11 protein-coding genes and 1 pseudogene are annotated in these 13371 nt (G+C 40.7%); all 12 read left to right on the forward strand.

From position 1 onward, the window contains the following. Nucleotides 1–1222 precede the first annotated feature (1222 nt). The 12 genes and pseudogenes from flhD (at nt 1223) to PR833_RS13725 (ending at nt 13290) form a co-directional block, all read left to right on the forward strand. Nucleotides 1223–1570, forward strand: a complete 348-nt coding sequence (gene flhD / locus PR833_RS13670) for a flagellar transcriptional regulator FlhD (protein ID WP_004918564.1) — start codon at nt 1223–1225, stop codon at nt 1568–1570. Continuing rightward, on the forward strand, nt 1570–2157 hold the full coding sequence (gene flhC, locus PR833_RS13675) for a flagellar transcriptional regulator FlhC (RefSeq protein WP_040133449.1): 588 nt from the start codon (nt 1570–1572) through the stop codon (nt 2155–2157). Before flhD ends, flhC begins: the two co-directional genes overlap by 1 nt. Nucleotides 2158–2252: 95 nt before the next feature. Further along, the gene (gene motA, locus PR833_RS13680) at nt 2253–3140 is read left to right on the forward strand and encodes a flagellar motor stator protein MotA (RefSeq protein WP_004918567.1); all 888 of its coding nucleotides are present in this window, start codon (nt 2253–2255) and stop codon (nt 3138–3140) included. 7 nt (nt 3141–3147) lie between these two features. After that, nucleotides 3148–4101, forward strand: a complete 954-nt coding sequence (motB, locus tag PR833_RS13685; protein ID WP_004918569.1) for a flagellar motor protein MotB — start codon at nt 3148–3150, stop codon at nt 4099–4101. A gap of 69 nt (nt 4102–4170) precedes the next feature. Then, complete coding sequence (cheA, locus tag PR833_RS13690) at nt 4171–6246, forward strand: chemotaxis protein CheA (protein ID WP_004918571.1); 2076 nt, start codon at nt 4171–4173, stop codon at nt 6244–6246. Between the two features lie 16 nt (nt 6247–6262). Continuing rightward, on the forward strand, nt 6263–6760 hold the full coding sequence (gene cheW, locus PR833_RS13695) for a chemotaxis protein CheW (protein ID WP_014658051.1): 498 nt from the start codon (nt 6263–6265) through the stop codon (nt 6758–6760). A 94-nt stretch (nt 6761–6854) separates the two neighbouring features. Beyond that, the gene (locus PR833_RS13700) at nt 6855–8540 is read left to right on the forward strand and encodes a methyl-accepting chemotaxis protein (RefSeq protein WP_014658052.1); all 1686 of its coding nucleotides are present in this window, start codon (nt 6855–6857) and stop codon (nt 8538–8540) included. Between the two features lie 114 nt (nt 8541–8654). Beyond that, nucleotides 8655–10220, forward strand: a pseudogene (locus PR833_RS13705) (methyl-accepting chemotaxis protein). 70 nt (nt 10221–10290) lie between these two features. Beyond that, nucleotides 10291–11127, forward strand: coding sequence for a chemotaxis protein-glutamate O-methyltransferase (locus PR833_RS13710; protein ID WP_004918579.1), 837 nt, complete (start codon nt 10291–10293; stop codon nt 11125–11127). Continuing rightward, entirely contained in the window at nt 11127–12194 is a 1068-nt protein-coding gene (locus PR833_RS13715; RefSeq protein ID WP_014658053.1) for a protein-glutamate methylesterase/protein-glutamine glutaminase, read from the forward strand. Before PR833_RS13710 ends, PR833_RS13715 begins: the two co-directional genes overlap by 1 nt. Nucleotides 12195–12234: 40 nt before the next feature. After that, nucleotides 12235–12627, forward strand: coding sequence for a chemotaxis response regulator CheY (gene cheY, locus PR833_RS13720; RefSeq protein WP_004918582.1), 393 nt, complete (start codon nt 12235–12237; stop codon nt 12625–12627). 24 nt (nt 12628–12651) lie between these two features. Then, nucleotides 12652–13290: a protein phosphatase CheZ gene (locus PR833_RS13725; RefSeq protein ID WP_004918584.1), complete on the forward strand. Its 639-nt coding sequence runs from the start codon at nt 12652–12654 to the stop codon at nt 13288–13290. Nucleotides 13291–13371: the final 81 nt, after the last annotated feature.

The following is a 13371-nucleotide window of genomic DNA, read 5'->3' on the forward strand; positions in this document are numbered from 1 at the left end:
AAAATAAAAATAGATAGTATCAGTTATGAACTATAACTTAATGTTACTAATTGTTACCTAAAAGGGAGTAAAATTCTACCTTTCTGAAAGAAAATTAGTAATCAGATAATGCTTGAATTTTTATGTTTTTATGCAACTAAATCTCTAAATATTGAAACAATAAATTAATAGAAAAATAATGTTTATAACCCGAATAATTTATTTTCTTGATCTCACTATTTGCGACGTTGGAAATGTAGGTTGATCATTTTATTAAAAAAAATAGACGCCAATGACAAATTGCCAAAAGTAAAATTATTGCCCAACCAATAAAGAATAAATGAGGTAAATAATGAATTTCTCTTTAAACATTAATTGATATTGCTATTTCTCAGATAAAAAAATAGCGGTTTTTGAAAAAATAAATTGTATTTTGTTAAGAAAAAATTACCAGTAAAGCGAAAGAGTAAATAATAATCAATATCATTTAATTGATTAATGAAGCTTATTAAATATTAAGTGGGATTTATAATGCATCATTTGAATTACAGTATAAAAAACAAACAATTGAGGTTGAGGAATTTTGAATGAATAATATTTACTTTATTGAATTAATTGAAATTTAATGGATAAAATTAAATCTGTTTCTCATTCAATTTGAACGTTTACCTAAAATAGATAAGAGTTTCCCAATAACTTTCTTTGATATAGATCAATATCCTGTTTTGTCTATTATGCTTGGTCTTTTTAGTTGACTTTTAAACAAATATGAGTAGAAAGGTTATCTAAGGCGTTGCAATTTAGGTTATGTCAAACTTATATGTCGTGGTTATTTGAGATATGGAAGTAGAAGATATAGTTATAATGAAGAATTGTTTATGAATCGACGGATTATCGTTCTAATAGGGTAAAAAGAAACATCAGCATCTTGAATAGTTAATTTTGTGGTGCATAATAAATAACGACTAAAATTGATATCGGCAAATTCCTACATTTGATAAAGATTTTAGTTGGTTCATTATTTTTTGTAAGTATTTAGGAAATAGATTTAATTTAAGTTTTAACTTTCACGTACTTTATACTCCTTAATAGGTATTCGCTTAATGAGTGGCATGAATCGGTAATGGAGACTGTCGCCTAGTATATTTTTCTTATTATTAAAAATTAGGTTATAGCGGTACGTTTAAACTTCATGTTTGTCCTATTTGCACACAGATGTAGATAATATTTAAAAGGAAAAAAAATGACCTCAACGACTGATTTTCTGAAGCATATATACGATATTAATCTTTCCTATCTGCTGCTTGCTCAAAAACTTATCTCTCAAGAAAAGGCCTCCGCGATGTTTCGTCTTGGTATTTCTGAATCAATGGCGACTACATTAGCAGATCTTTCCTTGCCTCAATTAGTTAAATTAGCAGAAACAAACCAGCTTATCTGCCAATTTAGATTTGAAAATAGTGACACGATAGAGAAGTTAACACGTGACTCAAGGGTGGATGAATTACAACAAATTCATACAGGTATATTACTTTCAACTCACTTGTTGCAAACGCACAAGGCACATGACAATGAAACAGCGAGAAAATGATGAGTAGCACTACTGAAAAAAGTATTGTTAAAGAAGCTAGCGATATTCGCCTTGCGATGGAACTGATTTCTTTAGGCGCTCGTCTCCAAATGTTAGAAAGTGAGACCCAAATTAGCCGAGGTAGATTAATCCGTTTATATAAAGAGTTAAGAGGATGCCCACCACCAAAGGGTATGCTTCCGTTTTCAACTGATTGGTTTATGACTTGGGAACAAAATATTCACTCTTCCATGTTTTATAACGCTTATCAGTTTTTAATTAACACAGGGCACTGCAAGGGTGTTGATGCCATTGTGAAAGCTTATCGTCTATATTTGGAACAATGCGCACCGCAATCAGAAGAACCATTATTAGCTTTAACACGCGCATGGACACTAGTTCGTTTCGTTGAGAGTGGCATGTTGCAAAGCTCGGTGTGTAGCTGCTGTCATGGCTCATTTATTACTTATGCTCATATACCAGAAAATAGTTTTACTTGCAGTTTATGCCAGCCGCCATCACGGGCAATAAAAAAACGTAAACTTTCCGAACATCTCGCCGATATTACGGTATATCGACAGGATGGCATTACTAAAGCGGTAATGTAATTGGATTGATGTGGTAAACAGATAATAAATTATCTGTCCTTCCTAATATTCCCTTTAACTGCCATCTGTTACATAACTGAGTTGAAGGGAATATTGTGTTAATACTCATCGGATATATCATTGTTACAGGTACAGTCATCGGCGGCTATCTGATGCTTGGTGGCCACTTAGGGGCACTTTACCAACCTGCTGAATTTGTCATTATTCTAGGTGCCGGTTTCGGTGCATTCGTTGTTGGTAACAGTGGTAAGTCGATTATCGCCTTATGCAAAGTGTTACCCCGCGTGTTCCGCCGTTCTTCATACAACAAAGCGATGTCCATGGATTTGATGGCATTGCTATTTCAGTTATTAAATAAATCACGTCAAGAAGGTTTACTGGCGCTTGAAAAAGACATTGAAAACCCTCAAGAGAGTGAAATTTTCTCGCAATATCCCCGTGTATTAAAAGATAAAACAACGCTGATGTTTGTTGTGGATTATTTACGCCTAATGGTAACAAGCAATCTACAAAGTCATGAAATTGAAGCCTTGATGGATGAAGAGCTTGAGACTTTTCGCCAAGAAAGTGAGGTGCCTGCCTCTGGTTTAAATATGGTTGGGGATTCAATGCCGGCTTTTGGTATCGTTGCCGCCGTACTGGGTGTGGTTAACGCATTGGGATCAGCCGATCGCCCTGCGGGTGAACTAGGCGCATTAATTGCGCATGCGATGGTCGGTACTTTCCTTGGTATTTTAGTGGCTTATGGGTTTATTTTACCGCTGGCTGCATTGATTCGTTTACGCACCAATGAACAATTAAAAATGTTGGAATGTATAAAAGTGACATTCCTTTCCGCGTTACAAGGGTATGCCCCTCAAATTGCTGTCGAATTTGGTCGTAAAGTCTTGTACAGCGCTGATCGCCCTTCATTCATGGAACTAGAAGATAAGGTTCGCGAAGTCAAAATTAGTCATCGTTCACAAGCACAGAGCGAGGAGTAATGAGCCAATGAGAGGAAATAACGCCCATATTATTCGAGTCAAAAAGCGCGTTGCAAGCCATCAAAATGGACATGGTGGCTCTTGGAAAATTGCCTATGCAGACTTTATGACGGCGATGATGGCGTTCTTTTTAGTGATGTGGCTAATTTCCATATCTAGCCCACAAGAATTGACACAGATTGCCGAATATTTTCGTACCCCATTAAAAACAGCCATTAATTCAGGCACTAAAAGTGGTGATGCCACCAATCCAATTCCGGGCGGGGGGAAAGATATCGTGTTTCGTGATGGGGATATCTTACCTGAGCCGAATAACAAAATAGAAGATCAATCCAATTATCGGTTTGAAAAACTAAAGCAATCGCTTGAGCAAGCGATTCTAAAAGACCCACGGTTAAATGAACTGAAGCCTCATCTACTGATCGACATGATTGATGATGGCTTACGCATCCAAATTGTTGATAGTGAAAATCGCCCAATGTTTATGGTGGGCTCTGCCTATGTTGAGCCACATATGCGCGACATTTTGCGTGCCATAGCACCTTTACTCAATGATGTTCCAAACAAAATTAGCATATCAGGTCATACCGATGATCTGCCGTATGCGAATGGAGCCAACTATAACAACTGGGAATTATCAGCTGATAGGGCAAATGCTTCGCGTCGTGAACTTATCGCTGGGGGATTAAACCAAGACAAAATTTTACGTGTTGTAGGGATGGCTTCCAGTATTCATCTGGATAAAAACAATGGATTAGCGCCAGTCAATCGCCGTATTAGCATTATTGTATTAAATGAAACTGAGACTGAACAGATCTTGCATGAATACGATGGTGCAACGCCACTGAATGAACTATTGAACAAACCGCAGCAAGACGCTGAGGCATCATCAATAGAGAATGCAGAAAAAAAGGCGGATGGGGCAACTCATTCAGCAGCAGTATTAACGCCTTCAAATTAATTTTCGTTGTGACACTTAAAAACAGACTTACAACGTTAAGTGAAACCTAAGCTAAATTGGATAAGAACCATGGATATTACCGAGTTTTATCAAACGTTTTTCGATGAAGCTGATGAGCTACTTAGGGATATGGAACAACATTTACTTGAGCTCGATCCTTTCGACCCAGATAGCGAACAGTTAAATGCCATTTTCCGTAGTGCCCATTCAATAAAAGGGGGCGCTGCGACCTTTGGTTTCACACAGTTGCAAAACACCACGCATACATTGGAAAACCTGCTCGATAAAGCACGTCACGATGAACTGACTTTAACGCCAGATATTATTGATGTTTTTTTAGACGCTAAAGATGTGATGGCATCACAACTTGAAGCTTATAAAAATGACTCGTTACCTGATGAAGAGGCATTTAAACATATTTGTGAGGTGCTTGGCCGTGTTGAACAAAAAGCAGAAGAAGTGGTCACTGAGGCACTTCCAATCCAAGCACCGACTCCGATTGAACAGCCGACGGTAACTGAAATAGCGGCAAGTGATGAATATACCCATTACTTTGTTATCACGCTAAGTCAGCTAAAAGCCAATGAAGTCGATTTATTAGCAGAAGAATTGGCTTTATTTGGCACACTTTATGACACCGAAAAAACGGCAGATAGCTTAAAAGCTTGGCTTGGAACAAATACCGTGATTGACGATATTTGTGGGGTGCTCTGTTTTGTGGTCGATGAATCACAAATTACACATCAAGTGGTTGATGCTCAAACTTGTTTAGCCCATTTACCGCCAGCTGCCAAGTCACCTGCCGAAGATGTTGCTACCACGGCAGTAGCTGAAGCGGCGATGAAACCTAAGGCTCCACAAACAGACGCTGAAGAGACGACGAAATCGAAACCTACGGCAACAGCTCGTAAGGCGCCTCCGGCAAAAGCGAAAGCGGATTCCAGTAGTATTCGTGTTGCCGTGGAAAAAGTGGACCAACTGATTAATTTAGTCGGCGAGCTGGTGATCATTCAATCCATGCTGACACAACATAGCCAGCAGCTTGACCATAACGAATACGGTGACTTATTGAGTTCGATTGTGCAGCTAGAGCGCAACTCGCGAGCGTTGCAAGAGTCTGTTATGTCGATCCGCATGATGCCAATGGATTATGTATTTAGTCGTTTCCCTCGAATGGTGCGAGATATCGCCACTAAGCTTAACAAAAAAATAGAGCTGAAGGTGGAAGGAAGTGCGACAGAGCTTGATAAGAGCTTGATTGAACGGATTGTAGATCCACTTAACCATCTTGTACGTAATAGCCTCGATCATGGTATCGAGAAACCAGAAGTTCGTGTGGCAAATGGTAAACCGGAAACAGGGACTTTGACCTTATCTGCATCACATCAAAGTGGCAACATCTGTATTGAAGTTCGTGACGATGGGGCGGGGCTTAACCGTGAACGCATTTTGGCGAAAGCACGCTCCCAAGGCATGAATGTTCATGATGGCATGAGTAATGAAGAGATAGCCATGTTAATTATGGCGCCTGGTTTTTCTACAGCCGAAGTGGTCACCGATGTTTCTGGACGCGGCGTTGGCATGGATGTGGTGAAACGCAATATTCAAGATATGGGGGGCCGTATTCAGATTGGTTTTACCGAAGGAAAAGGAACCATTATTCGCATTTTGCTGCCTCTCACATTGGCTATCCTCGATGGTATGTCGGTTAAAGTTGCAGAGGATGTTTTTATTGTTCCTTTAAGTGCCATTATCAGTACGTTGCAACCACGCCAAGAAGATATTTATCGCCTTGCTGGTGAGGAAAAAATGTTATTGGTTCGTGGTGAATATTTGCCATTAGTTGAGTTGCATCAAGTGTTTAGCATCACAGGCGCAGAGCGCGATTTAACCAACAGTATTGTGCTGATTATTCAACATGCCGGACACCGTTTTGCACTGTTGGTTGATAAGTTAATTGGGCAACAGCAGGTCGTTGTTAAAAATATTGAAAGTAATTACCGAAAAATCCCCGGTATTTCCGCCGCCACCATTATGGGGGATGGCTCGGTCGCTCTGATTTTAGATGTTGCCGAGCTACAACAAATGAATAACAGCATTCTGCTCAAAAAGAAGCAGCAAATTGCACAACCCGTTATGCACTAAATAGAGGCTAAACACCATGTCAATGTTGGATGATGATTTAAATAAACTTGATGAAGAAAAAAATGGGGAAGGTTATCTCATTTTTACTTTAGGTGAAGAAGAATATGGCATTGAAATATTAAAAGTACAGGAAATCCGAGGTTACGAACAAGTGACTCGTATTGCCAATACGCCAGACTTTATTAAAGGGGTGACCAATTTAAGAGGTGTGATTATCCCTATTATTGACCTGCGCGTGAAATTCTCTCATCAAAATGTCACTTATAACGATAATACCGTCGTTATTGTGGTGAATTTAAAAGATCGTGTTGTTGGAATTGTTGTTGATGGTGTTTCCGATGTATTGGTTTTAAACGAAGAACAAATTGCAGCTCCGCCTGATTTTGCGGTGACATTATCTACTAAGTACCTGACAGGGCTAGGTACAGTCGGTGAAAGAATGCTGATTTTAGTGGATATAGAAAAGCTTTTAACCAGTGATGAGATGGCACTGATTGACAACATGGCCGAGTAATAACTTGGCCTTAAATATTCTATCTACTATGGCTAAAGTTTTTAGCCTTATGACCGATATCCAAATTACAATAACATTATGTTAGTAAAACATCATGCATAGCCGAATTAAAATCGTATCAGGACTTTTGTCCGTCATTGTTATCTTTATTCTGTTGCAATTAATATCCAGCGGTTTGATGTTCAATAAACTTGGGGATAATAGTGACAGTATTAAATATTTGAATTCGCTCCAACGCCAAAGACAAGTATTAACCGAAAGTTGGGTTAATTTATTACAAGCTCGCTCTAATTTAAATCGCTCGGTCAATGCTTTTTTATTGGAAGGGCGTACCTACCAAGATGATGCTTCTGCCGAAGATTTAATTAAAGCGGCAGAGCGTAATTTCAAAGCCGCAGATGCTGCTTATCAGCGATATATCAACCTGATGGCAGAAACGAGCCATGATAAAACGAAATTTGAACAGCTTTTTTCCACCTATGAAACTTATCGGGACGCTCTGATCCAGCTAGGAAAATATGCTCAAAAAGGGCAGTTAGATGAATTCTATGCTCACCGTACATCTGGGTATCAAATTAAATTTGAAGAACAGTTTAATGCTTACTTTGCGGATATTTCGGAAGATTTCCAAAGTGAAGTGAAACGTGCAGAAGCAAATTATCGCGAATCACTTTATATGATTATTGTTTTATCAATCGTATTAGCACTGATTGGCTTCTTTAGTTATCGCTATGTACGCAAAGGCATCATTGAACCATTAAGAGCTTTAATTCAACGAATTACCACTTTTGCTGCGGGTGATTTAACCCCAAGTGTTGATACTAAAGCAACAAATGAAATTGGTGAATTAGCGCGTGGCGTAGAGCATATGCAAAAAGAGCTGATCAACACCGTACGCGGCGTTCGAGATGGTAGTGAGACTATTTATCAAGGCACCAGCGAAATTGCTGCGGGTAATAATGATCTCTCTGCACGCACTCAACAACAGGTGGCTTGTTTAGAAGAAACCGCGGCAAGTATGAGTGAGTTGACGGCGACGGTTAAGCAAAATACAGAATACGCTCACCAAGCAAGCGAATATGCAAGCCAAGCTTCAGCGATTGCGAAAGAGGGCGGGAAAGTGGTATCCAACGTGGTAAATACCATGCTGAATATTGCAGAAAGCTCGCAAAAAATCTCAGATATCACGGCTGTCATTGATAGTATTGCTTTCCAAACCAACATATTAGCCCTAAATGCGGCGGTTGAAGCTGCTCGCGCTGGGGAGCATGGTCGTGGGTTTGCAGTTGTTGCCGATGAAGTGCGTAATCTGGCACAACGTAGTGCAAATGCCGCCAAAGAGATCAAAGCACTCATCGAAGATTCTGTATCAAGAACGGATACAGGCGCGCGCCAAGCAGAAGATGCAGGTGAGACAATGACTAAAATTGTCGAGTCAGTGACCCGTGTTACCGACATCATGTCGCATATTGCGTTGGCCTCAGATGAACAAAGCAAAGGCATTTCACAAGTCAGCATTGCTGTTGAAGAGATGGATAAAGTCACACAGCAAAACGCGTCATTGGTTGAACAGTCAGCGGTTGCGGCAAATGTCTTGGAAGAACAAGTCGCAAAACTTGCTCAGTTAATCTCTATTTTCCGTTTGCCTGCAATGAAACAAAAAGAGTTACAAACAACTGAGCCTGCGGCAAGAACCATTTCAAATGTCGTGAAGACACCGGATCTAAATAAAATATCATCGAAAAATCATCAAGATGATGACAATTGGGAAACTTTCTAAAGACTCAGCTCAGCTTAGCGCTGCCAAGTTTTACACTTGGCAGCGTTTCTGTGCATCACTGCGATAGTGACTGTAACGCATGGAAATCTTGGCTGGCGTATGTGGGGATAAAATATGTTTGGTAAGAGTATACGGATTTCAGTCAGTTTATATCTGCTTCTCGTGATGTTTTGTGGGATGCAAATTGTGTCGAGCGCACTCTCATTAGGGATAGTGTCAAGTGAGCTCTCCTCTTTAGAGCGTATCGATCTTGGTTCGAAAAAACGTGATTTACTCGAAACAACTTATGAAGATTTGATGCAGGCTCGTAGCACATTGACTCAAATTGTCGTGCATATGAAAGTGGACTCGGATACCGCGAGTATTAATAACGCAAAAGCGGTTTTTGAGCAATTTTTACAACAAGCTGCTGACGACTACGAAAAATTTAAAGCTCAGCCATTATTGAGTGAACACGAAAACCTCGCGGTTATTGACGAAAAATATCAAGCGTTTCTAGCTATTTTAAAAGAGTTAAGAGCGTTAATTGATAAAAATGATATTCCTGGTTATGTCGCATTACCTGCACAACAACATCAAGAACAGATGGCCGCAGTTATCGATCAATACCTGAATTTATTGAATACCGATAGCCAAAACTCATTAGATTCCGCCAATTTTTATAACAAAGTGGCATGGTTCATGTTCTTTGCGGTGACTTTTATTATTTTAGCGGTTTCTGGCTTAGCCCATTTTTGGATGAAACGAAAACTCATTTATCCATTGATGAGCATGAGCGATCACTTTATGAAATTGGCGAAAGGTAAGTTGAACCAAGATATTCGAGTGACGACACGTGACGAAATTGGTGAGGTCTTTGAGCAACTAAAATTAATGCAAGAATCACTGGCGACCTCCGTCATTAATTTACGTACCAATACCGACCAAATGTATACCGGTATTCGTGAAATTGCGTTGGGTAATAATAATTTATCATCTCGCACCGAACAGCAAGCAGCGTCGCTAGAAGAAACAGCGGCTAGCATGGAGCAACTCACGGCGACGGTGAAACAAAACGCAGATAACGCACGTCAAGCCAGTGAGCTAGCAATATCAGCATCAAAAACAGCAACAAAAGGTGGTGATATTACTGTTGATGTTATTGATACCATGACGGAAATTTCACATAGCTCGCAAAAAATTAGCGCCATTATTAGCGTAATCGATGGCATTGCTTTCCAAACAAATATTTTGGCTTTAAACGCGGCAGTAGAAGCGGCAAGAGCCGGATAGCAAGGTCGAGGCTTCTCCGTGGTGGCAGGGGAAGTACGTGCTTTAGCTCAGCGTAGCGCAGAAGCGGCAAAAGAGATCAAAACACTAATTGATGAATCTGTGGGTCGTGTTAATCAAGGATCTCAATTAGTTAATGAGGCCGGACAAACCATGAATGAATTAGTGGCAGCAGTTAATCAGGTCACCGAATTGATGGGCAATATCGCCTCTGCCTCTAATGAGCAAAGTCGTGGTATCGAACAGGTCGCAACCGCAGTGAGCCAAATGGATTTAGTGACGCAACAAAACGCTGCATTAGTGGAGCAATCTACAAGTGCAACGGCTGCCTTGGAAGATCAGGCAAATAACTTAGTCGATACAGTTGCCTTTTTTGAAGTGTCAGAAACAAAAGCCGCACAGGTTAGCTAGTTATTATTGTTAAGACTAAGCAGCCGATAACCGGCTGCTTCTGGGTTTTTATCAAATAGGACAAAGTACGATGCTTTTTGCACCACAAATAGAACCATTGACCGATGAAGAGTTTGGTCGGGTTTGCCGGTTTATTCATAAAAAATCAGGCATCGTTCTTACCATGAATAAAAAAAGCATGGTGTATAACAGGCTGCTAAAACGACTACGTGATTGTAACGTCAATAATTTTTCTGAATACCTACGTATGCTGGAGCGCGAGCCTTTACACCCAGAGTGGCAAGCATTTGTCAATGCGTTGACGACAAATTTAACCGCCTTCTTCCGAGAGCCTCACCATTTCGTGACATTGGCTGACTTTGTACGCTCTCGTAAAAGTAGCAATATCAATATTTGGTGTGCGGCCTCTTCTACCGGTGAAGAGCCTTACTCCATTGCGATGACATTAAGTGATGTGCTCGGTTCACAAGCGGTGAATGCCAAAGTTATTGCGAGTGATATTGATACGGAAGTGTTAAGTAAAGCAAAACAAGGTGTTTATCGTATCGAGGAGTTAAAAGCCCTCAGCGCGTTGCAACGTCAACGCTATTTTATGAAAGGCGTTGGCGACTTTGAAGGCTATGCGCGAGTGAAACAAACGCTTAGGCAGATGATTGAATTTCGTTATTTAAATCTCAGCGATAGCGATTGGCAGCTTCAACACCGTTTCGATGCAATCTTTTGTCGTAATGTCATGATCTATTTCGATAAAGACACGCAGATCAAATTATTAGAACGATTTGCACCGTTACTCAAACCGGATGGACTGTTATTTATCGGCCATTCAGAAAATTTATCTCAATTATCACAACGATTTGTAATTAAAGGACAAACCGTCTACAGCCTACAACCGGCGAGGAGGGGGTGATGAAAAAAATTAAAGTGCTTTGTGTCGATGACTCAGCACTAATGCGTCAAATCATGCGTGAAATCATTAACAGTCACTCCGATATGATGGTAGTTGACACAGCGCCTGATCCTTATGTAGCTCGTGACTTAATTAAACAACATGAACCCGATGTGTTAACGCTCGATGTTGAAATGCCACGTATGGATGGAATTGATTTTTTAGAGAAATTGATGCGTTTACACCCATTACCTGTCGTGATGGTATCAACATTAACTTCTAAAGGCTCAGAGGTCACATTAAAAGCGTTAGAGCTGGGCGCGGTTGATTTTGTTACCAAACCACAGATTGGTATTCGTGAAACAATGATGAGCTATCGAGATGTGATTGGTGAAAAAATTCGTGCTGCCGCCATGTCGAAAATAACACATCGAAACCGTTTTGCGCGCACAGAAAAAGCAACTCCAGAGCCAGCCAATATCGCTAAGCCATTATCTGCCTATGTTTGCCATAGCAGAGTGATTGCCGTGGGCGCTTCGACGGGAGGAACAGAAGCCATCCGTCAATTTTTAGAAATGTTGCCTCGCGAATGTCCGCCAGTCGTGATCACTCAGCACATGCCTGCGGGTTTTACGCGTTCGTTTGCAGAAAGGCTAAACAAGTTATGCTCATTGACGGTAAAAGAAGCGGAGCACAATGAGCCTTTGCAAAAGGGCTATGCCTATATTGCGCCGGGTGACTCTCACATGCTGGTGGTTGATAACGGGCGAGGGTATCAGATTCGTTTGCAACAAACCGAGCCGGTTAATCGCCATCGTCCTTCTGTCGATGTGTTATTTGATTCTGTTGCGAAATGTGTGGGGCGTAAATGTGTTGGCATTCTATTGACCGGAATGGGGATGGATGGGGCCAAAGGTATGCTCAACTTGCGCCAACAAGGTGCGGTGACTTACGCACAAAATGAAAGTAGTTGCGTGGTATTTGGCATGCCACGTGCCGCTATTGAGCTGGATGCCGTGGACGAAATTCAGGATATCGCCAAAATTGCCCCAAGCGTTTTGGCTCGACTTTCATCTGTTTCCGCTTAGCGGTTACAGAATTTACTATTGTATTTTTGAAGGAGTGGTTATGGCCGCTAAAGATCTCAGTTTTTTGGTTGTTGATGATTTTTCCACAATGAGACGTATTGTCCGTAACTTATTAAAAGAACTTGGTTTTAATAAAATAGAAGAAGCAGAAGATGGCGTTGATGCATTAGAAAAAATTCGTGCGGGCCATATCGATTTCGTCGTAGCAGATTGGAACATGCCAAACATGGATGGTTTAGAACTACTGAAAACGATCCGTGGCGACGAAGCGTTGAAGCACATTCCTGTTTTGATGGTAACGGCAGAAGCGAAAAAAGAAAATATCATTGCGGCGGCACAAGCGGGCGCGAGTGGTTATGTCGTGAAGCCATTTACCGCGGCTATATTGGAAGAGAAACTGAATAAAGTCTTTGAAAAAATGGGATTGCAATAAACGAACCTGTAAAAGGAGAGTGTGATGACAGAGCAAATAGTAACGACGAGCAATCCTACAGGTAATGAAGATTTAAAACAGGTCATTACGCGGATTGGCACCTTGATGAGAACGCTACGCGAAAGCATGCGTGAACTCGGTTTAGAAAAAAGTGTTCAGCAGGCGGTGGCTAGCATTCCTGATGGTAAAGATCGTTTACGTTATATCGCCCAAATGACGGCTCAAGCGGCAGAAAAAACCCTAAACGGTATTGATATAATCAAGCCACTTCAAGTAGAAATGCATGATGAGGCAATCAAACTACAACAGCAATGGGAAGGGGTGAATACGAATCAAATCACACCTGAACTCCATCAATCAACCCATGCTTTTTTGGGGCGTGTGATTAATGACAGCTGTACGACGAAAGCCGAGTTGCTTGAAATTATGATGGCTCAGGATTTTCAAGATTTAACTGGGCAAGTGATTAAAAAAATGATGGAAGTGGTTGAAGAGGCAGAAAAACAGCTGTTGGCACTGCTTATGGAAAATACGCCACCAGAGATGCGAGTGAAGCAACAAAATGACAGTTTGCTAAATGGCCCGCAAATTAACAAGGAAGGTGTCAATGTGATGGCATCACAATCACAAGTTGATGATTTATTAGACGAGCTAGGTTTTTAAATCTTTGTTGAAGTTCCCCCCTTGCCAAAAAGCAGGGGGTCAAGAGCGAATTGCAAATTAATCGGTGTAATCAGGCGATGA

Origin of the sequence: Providencia sp. PROV189, assembly GCF_028480065.1 — a bacterium.
In the GTDB taxonomy this organism is placed as follows: domain Bacteria; phylum Pseudomonadota; class Gammaproteobacteria; order Enterobacterales; family Enterobacteriaceae; genus Providencia; species Providencia stuartii.